This window comes from Bradyrhizobium sp. BR 10289 (assembly GCF_019455385.1).
Taxonomy (GTDB): Bacteria; Pseudomonadota; Alphaproteobacteria; order Rhizobiales; family Xanthobacteraceae; genus Bradyrhizobium.
In genome coordinates this window covers 228,314-249,690 of record NZ_JACOFR010000005.1, presented here as the reverse complement: position 1 = coordinate 249,690, position 21,377 = coordinate 228,314, and the positions used below count along the sequence as shown (strand labels likewise).

General features: G+C 59.9%; 22 protein-coding genes and 1 pseudogene. 16 read left to right on the top strand and 7 right to left on the bottom strand.

Features of this window, described 5'->3' with window-relative positions; translation table 11 throughout:
- Window positions 1-334 precede the first annotated feature (334 nt).
- On the bottom strand, window positions 335-901 hold the full coding sequence (locus tag HYH08_RS12265) for a TetR/AcrR family transcriptional regulator (protein WP_220010036.1): 567 nt from the start codon (window positions 899-901) through the stop codon (window positions 335-337).
- 110 nt (window positions 902-1,011) lie between these two features.
- Here HYH08_RS12265 and HYH08_RS12260 point away from each other — a divergent pair, with 110 nt between their 5' ends.
- From HYH08_RS12260 to HYH08_RS12245, 4 genes are all read left to right on the top strand, one after another.
- Complete coding sequence (locus HYH08_RS12260) at window positions 1,012-1,389, top strand: DUF4267 domain-containing protein (RefSeq protein ID WP_220010035.1); 378 nt, start codon at window positions 1,012-1,014, stop codon at window positions 1,387-1,389.
- Window position 1,390: 1 nt separating this feature from the next.
- On the top strand, window positions 1,391-1,711 hold the full coding sequence (locus HYH08_RS12255) for a DoxX family protein (protein ID WP_220010034.1): 321 nt from the start codon (window positions 1,391-1,393) through the stop codon (window positions 1,709-1,711).
- A 276-nt stretch (window positions 1,712-1,987) separates the two neighbouring features.
- Window positions 1,988-2,164, top strand: coding sequence for a hypothetical protein (locus HYH08_RS37885; protein WP_502787877.1), 177 nt, complete (start codon window positions 1,988-1,990; stop codon window positions 2,162-2,164).
- 250 nt (window positions 2,165-2,414) lie between these two features.
- Window positions 2,415-3,173 (top strand): SDR family NAD(P)-dependent oxidoreductase, encoded by a 759-nt coding sequence (locus HYH08_RS12245; RefSeq protein WP_220010033.1) that lies wholly within the window; start codon window positions 2,415-2,417, stop codon window positions 3,171-3,173.
- Window positions 3,174-3,228: 55 nt separating this feature from the next.
- Here HYH08_RS12245 and HYH08_RS12240 read toward each other — a convergent pair whose 3' ends face one another.
- The gene (locus HYH08_RS12240) at window positions 3,229-4,140 is read right to left on the bottom strand and encodes a LysR family transcriptional regulator (protein WP_220010032.1); all 912 of its coding nucleotides are present in this window, start codon (window positions 4,138-4,140) and stop codon (window positions 3,229-3,231) included.
- Window positions 4,141-4,354: 214 nt separating this feature from the next.
- Here HYH08_RS12240 and HYH08_RS12235 point away from each other — a divergent pair, with 214 nt between their 5' ends.
- Entirely contained in the window at window positions 4,355-5,281 is a 927-nt protein-coding gene (locus tag HYH08_RS12235) for an alpha/beta hydrolase (protein WP_220010031.1), read from the top strand.
- A 24-nt stretch (window positions 5,282-5,305) separates the two neighbouring features.
- On the opposite strand, the gene HYH08_RS12230 is transcribed toward HYH08_RS12235, so the two are convergent.
- From HYH08_RS12230 to HYH08_RS12220, 3 genes are read right to left on the bottom strand one after another with little or no spacing between them, the layout of a single operon-like run.
- Entirely contained in the window at window positions 5,306-6,466 is a 1,161-nt protein-coding gene (locus tag HYH08_RS12230; protein ID WP_220010030.1) for a cytochrome P450, read from the bottom strand.
- Window positions 6,453-7,805 (bottom strand): FAD-dependent oxidoreductase, encoded by a 1,353-nt coding sequence (locus HYH08_RS12225; RefSeq protein ID WP_220010029.1) that lies wholly within the window; start codon window positions 7,803-7,805, stop codon window positions 6,453-6,455. The genes HYH08_RS12230 and HYH08_RS12225 overlap by 14 nt, the downstream gene beginning before the upstream one ends.
- 22 nt (window positions 7,806-7,827) lie before the next feature.
- Complete coding sequence (locus tag HYH08_RS12220; protein WP_228747765.1) at window positions 7,828-9,408, bottom strand: MFS transporter; 1,581 nt, start codon at window positions 9,406-9,408, stop codon at window positions 7,828-7,830.
- Between HYH08_RS12220 and HYH08_RS37880 the strand changes: the two are divergent.
- The 11 genes and pseudogenes from HYH08_RS37880 to HYH08_RS12170 all read left to right on the top strand — a co-directional run.
- A pseudogene (locus HYH08_RS37880) lies at window positions 9,367-9,453 on the top strand (helix-turn-helix domain-containing protein); the annotation flags it as partial. The gene HYH08_RS12220 and the pseudogene HYH08_RS37880 overlap by 42 nt on opposite strands.
- Window positions 9,454-10,218: a LysR substrate-binding domain-containing protein gene (locus HYH08_RS12215; protein ID WP_349631421.1), complete on the top strand. Its 765-nt coding sequence runs from the start codon at window positions 9,454-9,456 to the stop codon at window positions 10,216-10,218. It begins immediately after the preceding pseudogene.
- Window positions 10,219-10,561: 343 nt separating this feature from the next.
- Window positions 10,562-12,166 (top strand): ABC transporter substrate-binding protein, encoded by a 1,605-nt coding sequence (locus HYH08_RS12210; RefSeq protein WP_220010026.1) that lies wholly within the window; start codon window positions 10,562-10,564, stop codon window positions 12,164-12,166.
- A 28-nt stretch (window positions 12,167-12,194) separates the two neighbouring features.
- On the top strand, window positions 12,195-13,139 hold the full coding sequence (locus HYH08_RS12205) for an ABC transporter permease (protein WP_220010025.1): 945 nt from the start codon (window positions 12,195-12,197) through the stop codon (window positions 13,137-13,139).
- Entirely contained in the window at window positions 13,136-14,005 is an 870-nt protein-coding gene (locus HYH08_RS12200; RefSeq protein ID WP_220010024.1) for an ABC transporter permease, read from the top strand. Before HYH08_RS12205 ends, HYH08_RS12200 begins: the two co-directional genes overlap by 4 nt.
- A gap of 5 nt (window positions 14,006-14,010) precedes the next feature.
- The gene (locus HYH08_RS12195; protein WP_220010023.1) at window positions 14,011-15,021 is read left to right on the top strand and encodes an ABC transporter ATP-binding protein; all 1,011 of its coding nucleotides are present in this window, start codon (window positions 14,011-14,013) and stop codon (window positions 15,019-15,021) included.
- A gap of 6 nt (window positions 15,022-15,027) precedes the next feature.
- Window positions 15,028-15,996 carry an ABC transporter ATP-binding protein gene (locus HYH08_RS12190; RefSeq protein WP_220010022.1) on the top strand — a complete coding sequence of 323 codons (969 nt, stop codon included), beginning with the start codon at window positions 15,028-15,030 and terminating at the stop codon, window positions 15,994-15,996.
- A 35-nt stretch (window positions 15,997-16,031) separates the two neighbouring features.
- The gene (locus tag HYH08_RS12185; protein WP_220010021.1) at window positions 16,032-17,084 is read left to right on the top strand and encodes a dipeptidase; all 1,053 of its coding nucleotides are present in this window, start codon (window positions 16,032-16,034) and stop codon (window positions 17,082-17,084) included.
- A gap of 6 nt (window positions 17,085-17,090) precedes the next feature.
- On the top strand, window positions 17,091-17,897 hold the full coding sequence (locus tag HYH08_RS12180) for a creatininase family protein (protein ID WP_220010020.1): 807 nt from the start codon (window positions 17,091-17,093) through the stop codon (window positions 17,895-17,897).
- 3 nt (window positions 17,898-17,900) lie between these two features.
- Window positions 17,901-18,725 carry an MBL fold metallo-hydrolase gene (locus tag HYH08_RS12175; protein WP_220010019.1) on the top strand — a complete coding sequence of 275 codons (825 nt, stop codon included), beginning with the start codon at window positions 17,901-17,903 and terminating at the stop codon, window positions 18,723-18,725.
- Window positions 18,726-18,896: 171 nt separating this feature from the next.
- Complete coding sequence (locus tag HYH08_RS12170; protein ID WP_349631420.1) at window positions 18,897-19,625, top strand: TetR/AcrR family transcriptional regulator; 729 nt, start codon at window positions 18,897-18,899, stop codon at window positions 19,623-19,625.
- A 79-nt stretch (window positions 19,626-19,704) separates the two neighbouring features.
- Here HYH08_RS12170 and HYH08_RS12165 read toward each other — a convergent pair whose 3' ends face one another.
- Window positions 19,705-20,436 (bottom strand): SDR family NAD(P)-dependent oxidoreductase, encoded by a 732-nt coding sequence (locus tag HYH08_RS12165; RefSeq protein WP_220010018.1) that lies wholly within the window; start codon window positions 20,434-20,436, stop codon window positions 19,705-19,707.
- Between the two features lie 36 nt (window positions 20,437-20,472).
- The gene (locus HYH08_RS12160; protein WP_220010017.1) at window positions 20,473-21,303 is read right to left on the bottom strand and encodes an SDR family oxidoreductase; all 831 of its coding nucleotides are present in this window, start codon (window positions 21,301-21,303) and stop codon (window positions 20,473-20,475) included.
- Window positions 21,304-21,377 lie beyond the last annotated feature (74 nt).

Below are 21,377 nucleotides of genomic sequence, written 5' to 3'. Positions count from 1 at the left end.
CCAAATTAATGCCGATAGCCGCGCTTTTTGGACATGCCGTCTCATACACGGAACGATCAATCCCTTGTCCCGGGGTGACTGGCGGGCAAAGCAAAACTCTCCTTGGAATTGGCCCGCCTGAGGTTGGGTCAGGCCGGCGAGCCACGGTTCTCGGGCCTGAATGGGCGACCGCTGCGCGCTCGCTCTTTCCGGCGCAGCAGCTTCGACGTGCTTTGAAGTGTTGCGGCTTGCGCCGTTCCGCTCAAGGCGGAACAACGTGCTTTTCCGTTCGGAAAGGAGACAGTCTGTCTCAGATCCGCGAGTTGTTTTGTCTGGCGAAGGGGATTTCGGCCCGCTAAGCGAGCATACCGTTCACAACGAGCGCCACGCGCTTCTCGCGCGCGCCCTGCCGAATTCGCCCCGTCCGCTCCAAATCGGCCAGGCCATGAAGGGAAGCCCAGAATGTTTCGGTGGCCGCTTCTGCATCGGCCGTTGATTGAGCGACAACATCCTTCAGGGCCGCGAACGCCTCCTTCAACTCTGGTTTGCTTTCCGCTTGTGCAAACCGCAGGTCGGTAGGCATGGCGAACATCGCTTCGTAAACGGCCGGACGCTTGCGCGCGAAAGCCAAATATGCCCCGGCGAGGCAAGTGAGCGCATCCTGATGATCCCTCGCCCGCTTCACCGCTTTCCTCAGGGCGAGCGCCAGTTCACCGAAACCCTCGAGCGCCACTGCCGCTACGATCGCGTCCCGGTTTTCGAAGTGGGAATAAAGCACTGGTTGGCTGTACTCGATCTTCTCCGCCAAGCGGCGGATCGTGACGGCGTTCCATCCGTCCGCTTCCGCAAGGGCGCGTGCCGCCGCGACGATGGCGCTCTCGCGCTCGGCCCGTTCCCGCCTCTTCCGTTCCTCAACGCTCAATCTGGTAGCCTTTTCGTGATCGAGGCTATTCTACCGACACTTGAACAAATAGCAACGCTAGGGTATTTATCTAGCATCGCTAGATTTTGTATCAGAAATAGGAGAGCGACATGTGGTTCTGCTTAGGAGTGGCGCTCCTGGCTTCCGTCGGAATAATCGCCATTGGCGTGGTTTACGTGTTCAATCCGCAAGGGGCGGCGCAGAGTTTCGGTCTGCCGCTCCCCGAAAAAGACCCCAATATCGCATGGTGGCTCCGTCTTAAGGGCGTACGCGATGTCGTGGCGGGACTAGGCGTGTTGGCGCTGATGGTCTGGGCCGAGCCACGCGTCCTCGGGATCGTTTTGTTCATCGATTCCTTCATCGCGATGGGCGACATGTCGCTGATCCTGGCAGCGAAGGGCTCGACCAAGGCCGCGCTTGGTATGCACGGGCTGACGGCGGCGCTGATGATCGCGGCGTCCATTCCATTGATCATCGGGGGTGTGTGACATGCTGCCTGTAATTTTTACCTCACTCAGCGCCGCCGCATTCGCCGGCGCAGGCGTGTTCAACGTGATCAGCACACCTGCGACACGGGACAGCTTCGTCCGTTGGGGCTACCCGGCGTGGTGGCACCGTGTGACCGGTGCGCTGGAAGTCATCGTAGGGGCCTTGATCGCTTTCCCCACGACTCGCTTTTCCGGTCTCCTATTGGGCGCAATCGTTATCGCGGCCGCGGTCTTCACCGTAATCCGTTTTCGCGAGTGGTCTCATCTAGCCCCTCTAGGAGCCTTCTTCGCTCTACTTGCGCTGACCTGGTCGGTTGGCTGATCTGCGGGGTCCAAGTGTCCGCTCTGAGCTCCAACCGGCTCTTAGCCATGAAGCTTAGAACTTCGGCTCGCTAGCAAAGGCTAGCCATTCTCGAAAATTCAAAGCCAATGACTTACAAAAGGAATTCGTCATGCGCACCTTCGAGCTTCGCGTCTATACTCTGCAAATCACGAGGCGCTGAAATTCTATTCAGGCGCCATTTACCCCCGCCATCTGCGAAGCTTCCCAAAATTCGGCGTGCAAGCGCACGGATTCTGGACCGCGAAGAACGACGAAGTGCCCAGGTTATTCGTGCTCGTGTCGTACGCCGAAGGCGATGACCCCGTCGAAATCGAGAAGCGATATCTCCGGAGTCCAGAACTTGCGGAAGACGTCGAAGGCTTCGACGTCGGCAATATCGTCAGGGTCGAAACGACGATGCTGCTCCCCTCGACCGCATCGCCCCTGATGTGATCGATCGGAAATCGACCGATACGGCTGCAGTCTAATGACCGACGACCGTTCCGCTGCCGAGACACGATGTCTCAAAATAGCGTTCTAGCCGCGACGCCGCTGCGTCCCATATGCCGATGACGAAAAAGGTGCGGAGTCTCGTCCATGCTGGTCATCCCGAGAACTGAAGCGCCGCGACGGAAATTTAGTCGATGCGAAACGATCCGCGGGCGAGCGTGGCCGCAGAAAGAAGCAAGAACAGGAGATCCATATGAGCAACACAAAAATCGCCGTTATTACCGGGGGCAGCCGTGGCCTCGGGCGGAGCATGGTCCTCAACCTCGCGAAGCGAGGCGTAGCGTCCATCTTCACCTACAATTCGAGCCCGGATGAAGCTAAGGCGGTCGCGCGGGAGGCCGGAAGCAGCGGCATCAAGGCCGTGGCGCTTAAATTGGATGTCGGGGCAGCCGAAGGGTTTGACGCTTTCGTAGGCAACCTGAAGGCGGCGCTGCGCGATCTCGGCGCCGACAAATTCGATTATCTGGTGAACAATGCAGGCATCTCCAACCATACCAAATTCACCGAGGTCACCGCCGAGGAGTTAGACAAGCTTTACGCCGTCAATTTCAAGGGTCCCTTCATGCTGACACAGAAGCTGCTGCCCTTGATCAAGGATGGCGGCCAGATCGTCAACATCTCCACCGGCGTCACGCGGTTCGTCAATCCCGACAGTGTGGCCTATGCTGTGTTCAAGGGTGCCATCGAAGTCTTCACGCGCTACCTAGCTCACGACCTTGGCTCTCGTGGCATTTCGGTCAACACCGTCGCGCCGGGCGCCATCATGACCGATTTCAGCGGAGGCGTCGTTCGCGACAATCCGGCGGTCAATAAGCTCGTCGCGGGCATGACCGCATTGGGCCGTCCTGGCGAGGCCGATGATATCGGGCGCATGATTGCATCGCTCCTTTCGGACGACAACCATTGGATCAATGCCCAGCGCATCGAAGTTTCGGGCGGCATGCGCCTCTGAGAGGGCCCCTTCCGCGCCCTTGCATCTGCGCAAGGGCGCGGCAGTCGAGCCCAGGCTAGGCGTCGAACCATCGACGGTTCGCAACTGCTCTATCCCGAATGAATTCGACGAACGCGCGCATCGCCGGACTGCGTTCGCGACCGCTGGGCGTGACGAGGCTCACATCGACGGCGGGGACGGTCCATTCCGGCAATACCTGGACCAAGTCCCCTCGTTCGATCTCGGGTTTTGCCGAATAGTTGGCGATCGCAGCGATCCCCGCCCCGTTCAGGACCATGCGGGAAATCGCGTGAGGGTCGTTTGCGGATAGCTGCGGTGAGTTGTCGAGGTAGTGTGTATTGCCGTTTTGGTCGCGGAAGGACCAGCGACGGGGAAGACCGTCCGGACGCGGTATCGCCAGCAGATCGTGAGTTGCCAATTCTGCGATCGAGCGCGGTTCACCCTTCCGCTGCAGATAGGAAGGAGCCGCGCAGAGCGTGCATCCGATCGCGCCCAGCCGCGTGGCGACCAGGTTCGAATCGGCCAGGGGGCCCATCCGAAAGGCTATGTCGTATTGCTCTCCAACCAGATCCACCGTTCGACTGGTCAGATCGAGAGAAACTGCGATGTCCGGATACGCAAGCGCGAACTCGGGGATCAATTCGGTGAGCACCTCGGTCCCGAAACCAATCCCTGCCGTAAGCTTCAACTTTCCCTGAGGATGCGAGCTGAGGCCTGCTGCCACGTCCAACAACGCGTCCAATCGGACGAGCACTTCGCTCATGTGGTTCAGGATCGTCCGACCGGCATCGGTCAAAACCACTTCGCGGGTGGTTCTTTCGAAGAGCCGCAGGCGGAGCGCCGTCTCCAAACGTTGGACCGACCGGCTGACGGCGGACTTGCGTATTCCAAGCACCCGTGCGGCCTCCGAAAAGCTCAGCAATTCGCCAACCTTTTGAAACGCGCGGACGTCATCCAGATCGATCATTTCGCACCCAATTGTCCCAAATGTGGGACACTGTTTGTCACAGAGAGTCAATCAGCCATGGTGGGGGCACGATTCGCGACCGAAATCCGCTGGAGAAAACCAGCGGGCCGCCTTCTGTCTCACTCCAGAAACTGACCGTCGCAGATCCGGGACACGCCGTTTTCCGGAACAAGGAAGTTATCCGACGCGAAATCCCTTCAAATCGGAGACTTGTATGCCGCTCATCACCCATGACCTCGCCCCGCCGGACGCCCAGGCCATGCAGGAACTACGCGCATCATTTGCAAGCGCGCCGAAGCTGACGTTTGCGCCGGAATCGCGTGAGGCTTACGACCAGATCATCGGACAGGTACCCCTACCCTCGGGCGTGCGATTCGAAGCGGGAGAGGTGGGCGGCGTCCCGGGCTGGTGGGCCCGCCCCTCCGATGCGAAAGCCGGTACCGCAATTCTATATCTTCACGGCGGCGGCTACGTGCTCGGGTCGGCGAAAGCCTACCGAAACTTCGTCGGCGAAATCTCCAAGCGGTCCGGATCGGCATCTTTCATTGCGGACTACGCTCTCGCGCCTGAGCGGCCGTTTCCAGCAGCCTCGGACGATGTTCAAGCGCTGCACCGCGGCCTGTTCGATGCCGGGTACGACCGCATCGCGCTTTGCGGAGACTCCGCCGGTGGAGGACTTGTGATCTCGTTCCTGACGCAAAACGATGCGAAAGCCGGGAAGATCGTCGCCGCGGTGGCAATGTCACCGTGGCTCGATTTGACCCTGTCCGGCAGCTCAATGACCACCAAGGCCGATCAAGATCCTCTTCTTTCAAAGGAAATGCTCGCGACCGCAACCGAACGCTATCTCAATGGCCAGAGCACTCGGGACCCGCGTCTGAACGTGTTGGGCTCTAACCTGGCCGCGATGCCGCCCCTGCGCATCCACGTTGGTGACGCCGAGGTGTTGCGCGATGATTCCATCCGGTTCGCCAAGAAAGCGGACGCAGCCGGACTTGGTATCGAGGTTCACGTTTGGGAAGGCATGATTCACGTCTTCCCGTCAAATTTCGCGATGCTGCAGGCCTCCGAAGCCGCACTCAAGGACATCAGCAGCTTCCTGGCGCAACATCTCGGCACCGCCGCCAAAGGGCAGACGTAGGCTTTCGGGTTGTCGATCGATTGCTCAGTGCACGGTGATAGGCAGTCGCGCGAAGCCTCTTAGCGTATTGTTCGTGGCTCGCTTGGCCTCGCCAAGTTCGAACGACGCGACGTGTCGCGCGAATGCCTTGACCAGTGCGGTCATTTCCAGTTTAGCCAGATGCATTCCGACGCAAACATGCGGGCCAAAGCCGAAGCCCAGGTGATCGCGCGCATCGCGCGTGACGTCGAACGTCTCAGGATCACTCCACTTCCGCTCGTCGCGGTTCGCGGAGGCGTACAAGAGCAGAATTCTGGACCATGCCGGGATCGTCTGACCTCCATAGTCCAGTTCGCGGGTCGTCACCCTGGTAAATCCCCGTATCGGCGACTCCAGGCGGATTGCCTCGTTGATGGCGCCTGGGATCAACGACGCATCTGAACGGACCTTTTCCCATTGCTCCGGAAATTGTCCGAAAAGCCAAAGCAAGCTTCCGGTCGCCAGGATTGTCGTATCGAGGCTCGGGCTTATGTAGTCGCGCATCATCGCGGGACACTTCGAACGAGGCACATGACCGTCTTCTGCGGCGCGCCAGATAGCGGCGGCCCATCCCTCGGGTGATAGCGCGCCCAGCGTCCTTTCATCCGTACAATACCGATGCAGCTCCTCGATATGAGGGAGAGCCTCCTTGCCGCGCTCGTTCATGGTGCCCAGCGCGTCGAAGGTCGCGCTGGCCCACCGAAGCATGTTCGCGCGCCCGCCTTCGGGCAGGCCCACCATCTTCGACACGATGGTCACGGGCAGGTGCTGGGCGCATTCGGTGATGCCGTCGAAGCTCTTCTGCCGGACGAGGCGATCGACCAGACGCTCCGCTTCTTCGTCGATCGCCGTCGCGATGTGCGTGAGCGCCGGCGCGGCGAGTGGGCCTTTGATGATGCGCCGCATCTTGTTATGTTCGGGTGGATCGGTCGTGATCGTATTGCCCAATGACCGCGTGTTGATGACGTCGTTCGCGGCTACGCCCTGGGCCGACGAGAAGGTACTGTAGTCCCGAAGCGCGGCCCGGACTTCGTCGTAACGTCCAAGGCACCACATATCATGCTTCGGGAGAAACACGGCGGGACCGAGATCCCGGATCGCCTTGTAGTGACCGTAAGGTTCGAGAATCGCATCGTCCGCGTAGAGATCGACCTCATACGTGAGCATCGGCGCGCTCCCGTGCAATTTCGTCCTCGTGAAGGTCGTCAGTCCAGGGATCCTTGCGGAATTCTTCCAGGTTCGGCTTCAGCCTTGCCGAAAGGGTGCGCAGGTCGATGTCGTGCAGGCTGTTCTTTCCCTGAATATCCAGAGCGTGAGCCGCAGCCTGACCCATGGCAAAGCAGGGACCCATGACTCGGACGGATGCGAGCGCTGCAGTATCGCCGTCGATGCAACGGCCCGCCGCGATCAGATTGTCGGCGTCTCGATGGACCATGCTCCGGAGAGGTACGTAGTGCATGTGATCGTCGTCATCGAACTTTTCCCAGCTCACGCCTTCGGCGGTGTCGTGGGCTTCCACGGGCCAAGAACAACGCGCCACCGCGTCGACCGGTCGCGTCCCGCTACGGACCTCCTCGATCGAAAGTTGGTGGGCGGAGACGAACCATCGCGTCTGCCGGATCCCCGGCAGACCGTATGCGCGAATCCTGGCGTCTTTCATCGAGGGGAGCTCGGCCCGGAGGAATGCGAGAATCCTGTCGGCCTGGTCGCGGCCTTCGAGAGTGGCCCGGCTGGCTCCGATCGGATCCGTCGGATTCGGCATATGGGTCAGGTTGACGGACGCCACGTTGCGCCCGGGAAATGCGAAGATGAAACCGTCCTCGCGAGCGAGCCCGTATTGGTTTCTCTTCTCCCTGAGAAGCCGTGCCACATGAAACCCGTCGAACTCGGAGACCGCATGCTGATCGAAGTTCTCGATCGTGACCATCTGCGTGCCCCAATGGGGTGTCGTGGGTTCTCTGACCTGCAGACCGGCGTGCCAGGCGACGGTCGCGTCGCCCGAGGCATCGACCACCCCCTTGCATCGGACCTCGAGGTCTCCCCAGCGCGTAGCAACTAGAAGGGACTTAACTTGCCGCCCTTCCATCCTGACCTCGCGCAAGGTCGCTCCCAGCACCACTTCCACTGTCGAGTTCGAAAGGGCTTCCTCCGCCCAGCGGCCACAGAGGGTTTCGTCGTACTGCAAGACGACCGAATTCAACGCCCTTCGCGAATGAAGGGCATTCGCTTCGTTGAGGTAGCGGAGCATTTCATCCACGGCCCCGAACGTCACTCGCCGCGGCTTTGGCCCGTTGGAATATAGCCCGCAAATGGTGCCGAGCAGCGTCCCTACGAGTTGGCCTCCGAGAGTGGGCATGGCTTCCAGGAGAACCGTCCGTCGCCCGAGCCGGGCCGAGGTCAGCGCGGCCATGAGGCCGGCTGCCCCTGCCCCCACGACGCACACGTCGGCATCGATCGTCTGCGTTTCGGCCTTCTTGCGAACGACTCTTGTCTTCTTGTCGATCATCTTATCGCTCCATCTTTCGTGATCAGGCCGAGGCGGCACTTGGACGAGGATCGGCTGCCGGAGACAATGCTTCGGCATGGATCGACCGGTCGTAGATCCTCATCAGGAAGAAGGCTGCAATGGCCACGACGCCGATCGGAACGGCCGCCGCACAGAAAAGCTGGGCCACGGGCAGAGACATCGAGAGTAGAATTCCGCCGATGAAGGGCCCGACGATCGAACCGACCTTGCCGATGCCGAGGGCCCACCCCAACCCGTTGGCGCGGATGGGCGTCGGATAGATGCTTCCTGCGACGCCATGCAGGGAGTTCTGAACGCCGATAGTGAAGAAACCAGCCACCGTCGCCGCGCTGAGCAGGAGCGCTTCGGACGAACTGAGCACGCCGAGCGAGGCGACTACGGGACAAGCGAGGAGCGCCGAGCCAACCAAAGCGCGCAGTCCGGAGCGGTCGATGATGTACCCCACGATCAAGCCGCCGACGGCGCCGCCGAGGAAGAAACACGATAACGCCAGAGCGGCAGCGCTCCTCGGCAACCCGGCCGCTTCGATCAGAACGGGTAGCCAGCTGACCAACGCAAACAGGGTGATCGAATTCGCGACGTACACGATCCAAAGAAGCGTGGTCATGAACGATCGGCGGCCCGCAAAGAGCTGCATGAACGGCGAGTTTGATCCTTCTTCGGAGGCGGCCCGAACTACCGCCGACGTGGCATCGCGGGCGCGTGCCGCGGTCGCGGCCAGGAAACTCTGCGATTCCGGCAACACCACGATCAGCGCGACCGCCAGCAGCAACGAAGCGGCACCGCCGACCTGGAAGATGATCGGCCAACCATAGGCCGACACCAGCTGGGCTGATACGACCCCACCGAACGTGCCGCCGATCGCATAACCCGCGAAGATGACGGTGATTGCCGTGACCCTGAGATGCTTGGGAGCGAACTCGTTGGTCAAAGCCACCGCGTTGGGGACGGCGCCGCCCAAACCCACACACGCGACGAACCGGTAGACCAGCAACTCATTCAAGTTCGTCGCCCAACCGGTGGCGTAAGTAACAAGTCCGAACAGGAGCGAACCGACGACGATTGCTGTCTTACGCCCCCACCGATCTCCCACGTATCCGAAGAGAATTGACCCGACCAGCAGCCCGAAAAGCCCCGCGCTGAACACGCCGCCGATGGCAACCTTGTCGACGTACCAAGTCCGGATCAACTCCGGCACGGCAAACGAAAGCGCGGCAACGTCATAGGAATCCGCGACCATCAAAAGAAAGGACAGGGCCGTGACCCGGGCCGTCAATGCAACCGAGGGGTTCAAAGGGGATGCATTGGATAGCGACATGTTTCCTCCGGGGCTGGATTTTTGATTTTCCAGATCAAAGTAGGCGCTGGACGATTGTTGGCAAATGCCTGAATATGCGTAGGTGATGCCATCAGGGCATAGGGCCCCCAAATGCAAATCCACCCGGAAACGATTCTTTCGTCCCGAGATCTGGAGGTCCGGGATGGCGCAGGCGAGCGGCGCAAATTGAGCCTGCGCCAGATCGAAGTCTTCCGGGCAGTCATGCTGTCGGGATCCATCAACGGCGCTTCGAAAATGCTCCATGTATCGCAACCCAGCTTGTCGCGCGTCGTGAGGAGGACCGAGGACGTGCTGGGCTTCAAACTGTTCGAACGTACGGGCGGAAGGCTTGTCCCGACGAACGAGGCCGGCGTGCTGCTAACCCTGGTGGGGCGTGTCTATCGTCAGCTGGACGAACTCGGAGAAGCGGTGGACCGTCTTACCAAAGGTGATGGTGGCCTATTTCGGCTGGGGTGTACGGGCAGTCCCGGAAGATGTCTTGTGCCGCGCGCCGTCGCCCAGATGCGAACCGCTCTTCCTCAATTGAATTTTCAGGTCGACGTTTTGCTCATAGACCAGATCATCGATTATCTGCTGTTCCAGCGAGGGGAATGCGTCGTTTCCGTCTTTCCGGTCCGACATCCGCTGGTCACCTGCAAACCAATCATTAAGGGTAGCATAGTCGCGCTGGTGCCGGAGAAACACGGCTTGGCAAAGAAGAAGGAAGTCACGGTCCGTGAACTTGCCCGAGAGCCGCTGATATCCTTCGAACCAAATACCCCGCATGGCGCGATGGTGTCGCGATTGTTCGAGAAGGAAAGGCTTACCGCCCGCGTCGACTTTCTCGTCCGCCATATCGAGACCGCGATTGGCCTCGTCGCGAATGGAGTGGGAATAGCCTTGGTGGACGAATTCTCTGCCGCTGAGCCTTGGCGCCTACCGATTTCGATCGTCCGCGTGAAGAACAGCCCCCCGCTCAGCTTACATCTGAGCTGGAGCAAAGACATCGTAAGGTCGCAGTTCTTCAAGCGGTTCGAAGCTTCGCTGATGCGTTCGCTCGACCGCAAGATATGAAGCTGCAGAAGCCGCCGAGAAGAGAGCAAGACGGTCATTCGGCGCATAATGCACGCGTGAACTCATACGGTTGCACCGCCTGAGTACGCGATCTAGCGCTTCGCTCGCTGTAGCCGGAAGATCGCGGCAACTAGCCGGTGCAACCACGCGCCATTCTCAACGACGATTTAACACGAGGCCTTGGCCGGTCACCGCGGAAGCTGCCTGTCAGACACAGTTCCCGGAAGGCAGCATCCGAAACTCAATGAGACGCCCTGATTGTACTTTACAGTACAGTCTAACTGAGATAACTTACGCTCATCGGGCCGGTTTTTGATCGAATGTTTCTTCCGAGGAGAGAGCCATGAGTGCTTCACGGCGACGTTTCCTTCAGTGTGCGGCGGCCGCCGGCGTCCTTCTGAGTTCACGGCCGGTGAGCGTCGGCGCTCAATCCTTGGGACGGAACAGGGGAACGCTAAAAGCGGTCATGCAAGCGGATCTGCGCTCCTTCGATCCGGTCTGGACGACCGCAACGATCACCGGAAGCCATGCCGCTCTCGTCTACGACACGCTTTTCGGACTCGATGAGCAGCTCGCTCCTCAGCCGCAAATGGTGAGCCGGTATGGTTTGTCGGACGACAAGCTGACCTACACCTTCGAACTTCGCGATGGTCTGAGGTTTTCCGACGGCTCGCCGGTGACTTCCGCGGACTGCGTTGCTTCGATGCGGCGCTGGGCGGCGCGCGACTTGGCCGGGCAGCTCCTGTTCCAAAGCGTCGCGGACACCCCGGTGAAGGACGACAGAACCTTCCAGATTGTCTTGAGGGAGCGCTACGGACTGGTACTCGATACCCTTGGCAAGACCAGCAACTCCCTCTGGATCATGCGCAGGAAGGAAGCCGAAACCGACCCGACCCAGCAAATCTCCGAAATCGTGGGCTCGGGACCCTACGTCTTCAATCGTAACGCCACGAAGATGGGCGCAATCTACGTGTACGACAGGAACGACAGCTATAGGCCGCGCGAGGGGGCGCCCTCCGGAACGACGGGCGCAAAAGTCGCCAAGCTGGATCGGATCGTCTGGGAAAACATGCCGGACGAGCAGACGGCGATTGCCGCGCTACAAGCGGGCGAGATCGATTTCTACGAAACTCCGCCGATCGAATTCATCGACCAGCTCGAATCCGATCACGGCGTCAAGACCGAGGTCCTGAACAAGCTCGGCAACGTCGGCTTCATTCGCCTGAACTGGCTACACCCTCCCTTCAACAATCAGAAGGCCAGGGAGGCGATGCTGTACGTCATCAATCAGACCGACATCATGAAGGCGGCTTTCGGCAACGAGAAATACTTCCGGACCTGCAACTCGCTGTTCGGCTGCGGGACGAACATGGAAAATCACGAGAATGTCGGCTGGTTCGATCACGGGCAGGATCTAAAGAAAGCAGCAGCATTGTTCAAAGAGGCGGGGTATGACGGGCGTCCCGTCGTGATCCTGCAGCCGACGAACCTAGCGCTGTTGAACACCACGGCTCAGTTGCTGGCCGAATGGCTGAAGCAGGCAGGAGTCAATGCTCAGCTTGCCGCGTCCGATTGGGGCGGCGTCGTGGCGAGACGTGCCGTGCAGGCGCCCCCGGAACAGGGCGGTTGGAATATCTTCGCAACCTGGAATCCGACCTCGACCTTCGCCAGTCCCGTATCATTTCCGGGACACGCAGCCAACGGCACGAAGGGATTTATCGGCTGGCCGGAAAACGCGGAATGGGAGGCCGCGCGTCGCGAGTGGACCCGGGCCGAGACACTCTCCGAACGTCAGGAGATCGCAAAGAAGATGCAGGCGAACGGCTGGAATTTTGTGCCTGAGATATTGACCGGGCAATTCGTGGCACCGGTCGCGTATCGAGCCAACGTCAGAGGCTTTCTGAGTATCTCCGATCTCATTCCGTTCTGGAACGTCGAGAAGACCTGACCCCGGAGCGCAAAAAGGGAGCCAAACGATGCTGCGCGTCATCGTAAACCGTATCGGGTCGATTGCCGTCGTCATGTTGCTCGTTGCTTTGATGGTGTTCTCCCTGATCCATATGGCTCCGGGAGATCCCGCGGCGATCATCGCTGGCGACAATGCGACCAGTGAGCAGATCGCGTCCATTCGCGATCGGCTAGGCCTCGGCAACCCGCTACCCCTACAATTCTTGAACTGGATCTTCGCCGCAAGCCGGGGCGACTTGGGCGTTTCGATTTTCTCTGGCGTGCCCGTATTCGGGCTCATTTGTGAACGTCTCGAACCGACCCTATCATTGACGCTCATCACGATCGTCATCGCACTTATGATCGCGGTGACGGCCGGCGTGCTCGCAGCGGCCAATGCCGGCTCCTGGATCGACCGCGCTGTCATGGCGCTCTCCATCCTCGGCTTCTCCGCCCCGATCTTCGTGGTCGGCTATGTACTGATCTACGTCTTCGCAATCCAGCTCAAATGGCTTCCGGTCCAGGGCTACGCATCCCTATCAGCCGGCATTCTCGATTGGCTACGGCATCTGGTCCTACCTGCGCTCTCGCTCGGCCTCGCCTACGTGGCGCTCATCGCCCGGATCACGCGGACAGCCATGCTGGACGTGCTCGCCGAAGACTACATCCGAACCGCAAAAGCCAAGGGGGTGTCTCCGGATGGGATCCTGATCAAGCACGCGCTCCGCAATGCCGGCATTCCGATCGTGACCGTCGTCGGCATCGGGGTCGCCTTGCTCATCGGCGGCGTCGTGATCACCGAATCGGTGTTCAACATTCCGGGAGTCGGACGCCTCGTCGTCGATGCCATCTCGAAGAGGGACTATCCGATCATTCAGGGCGTCACGCTCGTTTTCTCGGGCGTTTACGTTCTCATCAACCTGATGGTGGATCTCAGCTACGGTCTCATCGATCCTAGGATTGGACGCCGATGAGCGCGCTTGATGCAGGTGCTGCGACATCCGTTCGCCGTTCCAGCACCGGGCGCTTCATCAAGCGCAACCCGATGCTGGTCCTCGGCATTCTCCTGTTGGCGATCATCCTTATGTCGGCGATCTTCGCGCCTTGGCTGGTCGGAGATCCCTCTGCGATGATGCCAAACCGACGTCTACTTCCGGCCGGACTAGGTTACCCTCTGGGCACCGATCCACTCGGCAGAGATGTGTTCGCACGAACCATCTACGGCGCCCGCGTTTCGCTGACCGTAGGGATCTGTGTTGCCACGATCTCGGTTCTGATCGGGCTCGCGCTCGGTTTGATTGCGGGTTACCTTCGGCGGGCCGATGCGCCGTTGATGCGGATCATGGATGCACTGATGTCGATCCCGGCGATAATGCTGGCGATCGCCCTGGTCGCACTGACCCAAGCGAGCGTGGTCACCGTGATCGCCGCGATTGCCATTCCGGAAATCCCACGCGTCGTACGTCTGGTGCGCGCGGTCGTCTTCTCGGTGCGAGAGCAACCTTTCGTGCAAGCTGCGATTGCTGGCGGCGCCAAGACGCCGAGGGTGATCATCAGGCATATCATGCCGTCGACGCTCGCTCCGCTGATCGTTCAAGCAAGCTACATCTGCGCATCTGCCATCCTGATCGAGGCGGCGTTGTCCTTTCTGGGAGCTGGCACGCCGCCGTCCGTTCCGACATGGGGCAATATGATCGCTTCGAACCGCCTGTACCTTGCGAAGGCGCCTTGGACCATCTTCGGCCCCGGTCTCGAACTGGCGCTTACCGTTTTAGCCATCAACTTGATCGGCGACGGATTGAGGGATCACCTCGACCCTCGCCTTTCCCGTCGGATGTGAGACCTATGGACACTTATTCCGAGGTTCAAGAACCGATCCTCTCCGTCCGAGACCTGCGGACGTCGGTTTTCAATGAGGACGGCGAAGCTCGCGTGGTCAACGGCGTATCGTTCGACGTGATGCCCGGCGAAATGCTCGGTATCGTCGGCGAGTCGGGCTGCGGAAAAAGCATGACCTCCTTCTCGATACTGGGCCTCTTGCCCGCCAAGAGCGCGCGCGTAGTCGGAGGGACCGCCCGATACGCCGGCCTCGACCTCTTCGGTCTCAACGATCGACAGTTGCGCAAACTGCGCGGCGGACAGATCTCCATGATCTTTCAGGAGCCGATGACCTCGCTCAATCCGGCATTGACGGTCGGCAATCAGATCATGGAAGCCTTGCTCCTGCACGAGAACCTTCCGAGGAAGGCTGCGCGAGAGAGGGCTATCGAGATGCTGCGCCTCGTACGCGTCTCCGATCCCGAACGCCGTCTGGACGACTATCCGCATCAGTTTTCCGGCGGCATGCGCCAGCGGGTGATGATCGCTATGGCTTTGGCTTGTCGGCCCAAATTGCTCATCGCTGACGAGCCGACCACGGCGCTCGATGTGACGATCCAGGCGCAGATACTCAAGCTCATGTTGGATTTGAGACGTAGCACCGGCACCGCCATCATCCTCATCACGCACGATCTCGGCGTGGTCGCGGAAACCTGCGATCGCGTGATCGTCATGTACGCCGGACGGAAAGTGGAGGAAGCGCGCGTGAGCGAGCTCTTTCAACGGCCAGCGCACCCTTACACCCAGGGCCTGCTTGCATCCAAACCTCAGGTCGGCGCCCGGCGGCAAGGGCAGAGGTTGGTCGAAATTCCCGGAACCGTGCCTTCACCTCGCGAAGTGATTGATGGATGCGCGTTTGCCCCCCGCTGCGGGCTTGCTACCGAGCGATGCCGCATCGAGCGGCCCGAATTGAGGCCTGCATGCGAGCGGCATCTTGTCGCTTGCCACCATGTCGAATTGGCGACTGCCGCAAGGTGAACGCGCATGAGCACCGCCCTACTTGAAGTACGCAATCTTAAGAAGCACTACAGCGCCCGCAAGGGCGCTCTCGGTCGCCAAGGCGCCAGCGTGAAGGCCGTCGATGGCGTGAGCTTCAGCGTTTATCCCGGCGAGACGCTCGGACTGGTCGGCGAATCCGGATGCGGCAAGTCGACCGTCGGAAAACTGATCATGCGTCTTTCCGACCCCACCGGAGGCATCATCCGCATCGACGGATTGGACATTACCCAGGCGCGTGGCGAGCCGTTGCGACAGTTGCGCCGCAGAGTCCAAATGGTCTTCCAAGACCCCTACGCCTCGCTCAACGGCCGCATGCGGGCCGGTAAAATCGTCCGTGAACCGCTTGAGAACTTCGAACGGCGGTCACCCAGGGAGCTCGATGCTGTCATCGCGGACCTCTTCGGTAAGGTAGGGCTTCAGCGCGAAGCAATGCAGAAGTTCCCATTCGAATTCTCGGGCGGGCAGCGGCAGCGCCTGGGACTTGCGCGTGCGCTTGTGCTTTCACCGGAGCTGATCGTCGCGGACGAGCCGGTGTCGGCCCTCGACGTATCTGTCCAGGCACAGGTGATCAACCTGCTGATGGATCTGCAGCAGGAGCTGGGCGTGGCCTACCTCTTCATTTCACACGATCTCGGCGTCGTCGAACACATCGCCCACAGGGTCGCTGTGATGTACTTCGGCCGGATTATCGAGATCGGTCAAAAGACCGCGATCTTCGATCAACCGGCCCATCCCTACACGCGATCGCTGATCGCGGCTGCTCCCGTCATCAATCCCGCGCTACGTCGCGAACGTGTCCTGCTCGAGGGAGACATCCCTTCGCACGACAATCCGCCGACGGGCTGCGCCTTTCATTCCCGTTGCCCATTCGCATTCGACCGGTGCCGGGTCGAAAAACCCGAACTGACTCCTCGGAAAGGGGGCCAGTTGGCCGCCTGCCACCTCCAAGACTGATTAGACGCGCCCCAACATAACGAGACGAGGGTTCAATGCCACCAGTTCCATTTTTTGACGGGCACAATGATGCTCTGTTTCGGCTCTCGGAAAGTCGGGGCGCCGATCCCCACTTGCTTTTTCTTAACGGACGCGCAGACGGACATATCGACCTGCCTCGCGCCCGAGAGGGCGAAATGGTCGGAGGGCTCTTTGCACTCTACGCACCTTCGAAGAGCGGACTCGATCTCAACATATTCAAGGGCAAGAACTACGATTGCCCATTACCTCCGGAAGTGCCGCTCCCCGATGCCAGTCGGATCATGATGCGACAGATAGCGATACTCTTGCGTGCGATTGCGGCTTCGAACGGATCCGTCTCGCTCTGCAGGACGGTGGCTGACATTCGCGATGCACGTCAACGCTCCTCTTTCGCAGCCGTCTTGCATATGGAAGGCGCAGAGGCGATCGATGCGGACCTCGACATGCTCGACGTCCTCCACGCCGTCGGGTTGAGGTCGATCGGGCCAGTTTGGAGCCGAAATAACGTCTTCGGCCATGGCGTTCCCATGCGCTTTCCAAGCTCGCCCGATGCCGGGCCAGGGCTTACAGATGCCGGAAAGCGACTGGTCCGGGCCTGCAATGACCTTCGGATCATGATCGATCTGTCTCATCTAACGGAGCGAGGATTCTGGGACGTCGCACGCCTGACGAACGCGCCGCTCGTCGCCACACACTCGAATGTCCACGACCTGTCGCCGTCGTCACGTAACCTCACGCGCCGTCAGCTAGACGCGATCAGGGACAGCGATGGGATCGTCGGCTTAAACCTGGCAACGTGTTTTCTGAGGTCCGATGGGCAGATGGACGAGGACACTCCCATCGGCGTCGTAGTTCAACATGTTGAAGCGCTGATCGAACATCTGGGCGAGACGCGCGTGGCGATCGGGTCGGACTTCGACGGAGCCGTGGTACCGAAGGCGATCGGATCCGTCGCCGGCGCCCAGGCCATTTTCTCGGCTTTACGCGCCAAGGGTTTCGACGAGCCGCTGATCGAAAAAATCGCCATTTCAAACTGGCTCCGTGTCTTGCGACAAACCATCGGCTGAGCGGATATGACAGTATTGGAAGACACCTTACGGGCAAACGCGAACGAGGTCTTCTGGGAGCGGCTGAGCGCCGAACGATTGCGGTACCTGGCGGAGCGCGATGCGATCGTGCTCGTCCCGATCGGTTCGACCGAGCAGCATGGCCCTCACCTCCCCACCGGCGTCGACAGCATCCTGAGCACAGAGGTCTGCCGGCGGACGGCGGAGCTGGTTGCTAAGCAGCAGCCGATCGTAGTTGCGCCAACGGTCTGGTGCGGCCTAGCCGATCACCATGTGTCGTTCGGCGGAACCTTTTCCCTCAGGCTTTCCACCTTCCATGCGTTGTTGCATGACCTGTGCAGGTCGATTCTGACGGCCGGATTCCGCCGGATCGTCCTGGTCAACGGTCATGGCGGCAACATGGCGGGCCTGAGCGCTCTACAACAGGAGCTCACACGCGAACTCGGCATACCGGTCGCAACCACGACCTATTTCATGGAATGCCTTCCTGAGATTGCGGCGGTCCTCGATGACCAGAATTGCATTATGCACGCCTGCGAAGGTGAAACATCGATGATGATGGCGATCGCGAGCGAGTTCGTGGACCGTACCCGCCTCGACGAGGCGACCGGACCTCACTTCGACATTGTTGGGTCGCTCAGACCGTCCCTGAAAAGATCCCGCAGTTTCCATGACGTCACATCTTCCGGCGTCGCTGGTGTCGCAAGGAGGGCATCCGGAGCAAAAGGATTAGCTATTCTCGGCGCCGCCGCGTCAACTCTCGCGCGCAAGCTTGTTTCGGGTGAGCCTTGGCGCACCTCGGCAACGGAGTAACTGATGAACGAACATTCTGGCAGAACAATAGACGACTTTCGAGTGATGAAGCTCACCGAAAAGACGATCGCCTTTCCAACTACGAAACTTCTCCCGGGTGCGAAGGCAACCGAAGCTGGCGCGGACGAACTTGTCGTGAGCGTCCATTCCTGGCTTATTGAAAGCAAGGGAAAAAAGATTATCGTCGACACCGGTATCGGCAACCACAAACAGCGGGCCCAAGCTGTTTTCAACGACCAGAATTCAGATTTCCTCGAACGGCTTGAATCTGCCGGCTTCGGCAGAAACCAGGTCACGCACGTGCTGCTCACGCACCTGCACGGCGATCACGTCGGTTGGAATACCTTGTTGGAGCGAGGCCGCTGGGTTCCGACCTTTCCAAAAGCGACCTATGTCATGCCGCGCGCCAGCATCGATCATCTCCGCGGAAATAGCGACGATCCGCTGATGCCGCTCTACCTCGACAGTATTGAGCCCGTGATTTCCTCGGGACAGGCGGTGCTTATTCAACCAGGAGAAGAACCGCTGGAAGGGTTTCAATACGTCTCGACGCCTGGCCACTCACGCGATCACTGCTCCATCATCCTCCGGACGCCCGACCGGACCTGCCTTTTTGCCGGCGATATAATGCATCATCCCGTGCAGGTGCAGCACCCCGAATTGAACTCGGTCTTTTGTGCTAGTCCGGAGATGGCCCAACTCTCGAGGCACAAAATGCTTGCCTTTGCGGCAGACACCCGTTCCCTGTATTTTAGCTCGCATTTTGCAGAAACATCGGTCGGCGAGGTGACACGATCGAATGAGAACTTTCGTTGGACCTTCGTATAGGTCAGTCGGCGCTAAAATTGATGCGCTCGGGAAAATTTGGCCGACATTGGAAGCATCCCATGATTTGTGTGCGAAAGCGTCACAGCGGACGGACGCTACCCCGCGAATGGTGTATTTCTTTCGCCGCGCGCGCCCGACGGCTCGCCTGGCCGTGAATCGGCTCAGGCATGGGTGAACGAACTGGGCATTCGAGCGAAGTTGAGAGCAAACGCGGTGGCAAACAAAGTTGTGGGTTCAAGGCGGGGAAGAGGCATTGAGACCACCTCGGCCGCTCCGGGGAGCGGAGAATCCCGTTCGTCGGCAAGTTCAATCGCGATATTGGATGCTGCGCGTTCATTGTTCCTGGAACGAGGCTTCGACAACGTAAACCTTGACCAGGTCGCGAAAGCGGCAGGGACGTCGCGTCAGACCGTCTACAACCAGTTCGGAAGCAAGGATGCTGTTTTTAGAGAGGTCGTGCGCGGCCATTGGGCCACGATAAGAGCCGAAACGGAGATGATGTTTCAGGCTACCGGCGATCTTGACGGGGAGCCCGCGGACATGCTCGCCGACTTTGCGGATGCGCTGCTGCGGTTCGTCGAGGAGACTGATCAGATCGCGTTCACCCGCCTGGTTGTAGCCGAATCACGACGACTTCCATGGATCGCCGCCGAATTTTACCGCGCGGGGAAGGAGCCTGTATTGAAGACGTTCGCGCATGCGCTCGCCACGTTGACCAAGAAGGGACGATTGTCCTGCAGGAACCCGGAGTTGGCCGCCCACCAGTTCATGGGGTTGATCCAAGAGTTCGTCATCTGGCCTAAGGTTATGGCGATCGGCGAGGGGCTTCGTGATCTTCCCTCGAACAGGCTAGTCGTCAAGGAAGCGGTGACCATGTTTCTGGCTCGCTACGAGCCGTAGCTGGCTTTGCGGCTCGGAGAACACCACTGCACCTCGGCATCCGAGAGGTGGGAGTTTAGCTCCCACCCTCGTTGAGCGGTCACCAAGGTGTTCTGCCGCTGGGTTCGACGAATTGGCCGGAAACGGCTTTTTCCCCGAGCAAAGCATACTCCACAGGAAGCCGTGCTCCTTCCTCGGGGGTCATAAAGCCGGTGTGACCCGTCAGGTCGGTCTTCACATAGCCGGGACTGACGGAGTTGACGACGATAGGTGTGTCGCGCAGTTCTTCTGCCAGTTGCACCGTTAGCATGTTCAATGCGGCTTTGGACGCGTTATATCCGATCAAACGCGCAGAATAGTAAGGCGATGTCGGGTCGCCGTTGAGCGTGAGCGATCCTAGAGAACTCGACAGATTGACGATCCGAGCGGCGGGGGCCAGACGAAGCAAAGGCAGCATCGCTTGCGTCACGGCCAGGGTCCCGATGAAGTTTGTCTCCAGGATGCGGCGCGCTGCATCGGGAGAGCCTGAAGTAGGTGGACCGTCGGCTGCGTCGACGATCCCGGCATTGTTGACCAGGATATCGAGCTTGCCGCATTCGGCCCGTATCGTCTCGGCGGCTGCCGCAATACTGGCATGGTCTCCGAGGTCGAGCGCAATGAACCGCGCGTTGAGGCCGGCCAATGCGAGCTTGGCCGCAGCTGCGGCGCCGCGGTCCCGATCGCGAGCCCCGATGAGAACCAGAACGCCGGCCTGCGCCAATTGGCGTGCGATCTCCAATCCGATGCCCTTGTTAGCCCCGGTGACCAGGGCGGTACGAACTTCCTTTGTCATCTCCTGTTCCTCGTCTTTAGTTCAAGGTGCTTGAATTCAAGTTAGGTCAGACGTGAGCCCGAAGGCCGTCCTGATTTGCCCCATGAACGCAGCCTCGTCCGTGGTCCTGCGACCTTCGCTTAAACGTTGCGCATCTTCGCCGGCCACAAATCGGACCTTTGGACCATCATCAGTCGCCGCTACATAAACAACTTCGGCGATGGCTTCTGGCTTCGACGCTTGGATGATCGCGGCCGCAAAAGCCTGCATGACGGCCTGCACGGTCGGCTGATATTCCGCCAAGGAGCGATCGTTGCTGAAGGCGAGCGAGCGGCCTCCGAAATCAGTCGCGATCATGCCCGGCTCGACGAGTTTGACTCGCACTCCGATCGGCGTCAGTTCGTAGGCAAGAGCTTCCGAGAGACCCTCGATGGCGAATTTGCTTCCGTGATAGAGCGAGCCGAGCGGAAATGCCACCAGCCCTCCGATGGACGATATGTTCACGATCACGCCGGATCTGTTCGCCCGAAAATGCGGCAAGAGAGCTTTGATCGTCGAAAGCGGACCGAATACGTTCACATCGAACTGCCGCCGGATTTCCTCGGCCGGAGTCGCTTCTAAGGGGCCGTAGGCGCCATATCCGGCGTTGTTTACGAGGACGTCGATCTTTCCGAATTCATCGATACCTTGTCGGACCGCTCCCGCGATAGACGATGGATCCTGCACGTCAAGACGTGCCACCAGCGTGCGCTCAAGCGACGCCAATTCCTTCCCGTCTTCAGGCGCGCGCATCGTGGCGATGACGTTCCAACCGCGCGCATGAAATACCTTGGCAGTCGCGAGTCCGAGCCCGCTGGAGGTACCGGTGATCAATACTGTGCCCGACATGTCGAGGTCCTTTCCGCATTTGCGCTGTAAAGAGGTGTTCGGCGGAGAGGAGGAACGTCGCCGTCCCTCCTCTC

Bases quoted from the DNA above. Each gene is read 5' to 3' on its own strand.
- HYH08_RS12205 (WP_220010025.1), top strand. From the start codon at position 12,195: ATGCTGCGCGTCATCGTAAACCGTATCGGGTCGATTGCCGTCGTCATG.
- HYH08_RS12230 (WP_220010030.1), bottom strand. From the start codon at position 6,466: ATGCTCACGTATGAGGTCGATCTCTACGCGGACGATGCGATTCTCGAA.
- HYH08_RS12210 (WP_220010026.1), top strand. From the start codon at position 10,562: ATGAGTGCTTCACGGCGACGTTTCCTTCAGTGTGCGGCGGCCGCCGGC.
- HYH08_RS12160 (WP_220010017.1), bottom strand. From the start codon at position 21,303: ATGTCGGGCACAGTATTGATCACCGGTACCTCCAGCGGGCTCGGACTC.
- HYH08_RS12255 (WP_220010034.1), top strand. From the start codon at position 1,391: ATGCTGCCTGTAATTTTTACCTCACTCAGCGCCGCCGCATTCGCCGGC.
- HYH08_RS12245 (WP_220010033.1), top strand. From the start codon at position 2,415: ATGAGCAACACAAAAATCGCCGTTATTACCGGGGGCAGCCGTGGCCTC.
- HYH08_RS12240 (WP_220010032.1), bottom strand. From the start codon at position 4,140: ATGATCGATCTGGATGACGTCCGCGCGTTTCAAAAGGTTGGCGAATTG.
- HYH08_RS12225 (WP_220010029.1), bottom strand. From the start codon at position 7,805: ATGATCGACAAGAAGACAAGAGTCGTTCGCAAGAAGGCCGAAACGCAG.
- HYH08_RS12195 (WP_220010023.1), top strand. From the start codon at position 14,011: ATGGACACTTATTCCGAGGTTCAAGAACCGATCCTCTCCGTCCGAGAC.
- HYH08_RS12175 (WP_220010019.1), top strand. From the start codon at position 17,901: ATGAACGAACATTCTGGCAGAACAATAGACGACTTTCGAGTGATGAAG.
- HYH08_RS12185 (WP_220010021.1), top strand. From the start codon at position 16,032: ATGCCACCAGTTCCATTTTTTGACGGGCACAATGATGCTCTGTTTCGG.
- HYH08_RS12190 (WP_220010022.1), top strand. From the start codon at position 15,028: ATGAGCACCGCCCTACTTGAAGTACGCAATCTTAAGAAGCACTACAGC.
- HYH08_RS12260 (WP_220010035.1), top strand. From the start codon at position 1,012: ATGTGGTTCTGCTTAGGAGTGGCGCTCCTGGCTTCCGTCGGAATAATC.
- HYH08_RS12235 (WP_220010031.1), top strand. From the start codon at position 4,355: ATGCCGCTCATCACCCATGACCTCGCCCCGCCGGACGCCCAGGCCATG.
- HYH08_RS12200 (WP_220010024.1), top strand. From the start codon at position 13,136: ATGAGCGCGCTTGATGCAGGTGCTGCGACATCCGTTCGCCGTTCCAGC.
- HYH08_RS12220 (WP_228747765.1), bottom strand. From the start codon at position 9,408: ATGGAGCATTTTCGAAGCGCCGTTGATGGATCCCGACAGCATGACTGC.
- HYH08_RS12180 (WP_220010020.1), top strand. From the start codon at position 17,091: ATGACAGTATTGGAAGACACCTTACGGGCAAACGCGAACGAGGTCTTC.
- HYH08_RS12165 (WP_220010018.1), bottom strand. From the start codon at position 20,436: ATGACAAAGGAAGTTCGTACCGCCCTGGTCACCGGGGCTAACAAGGGC.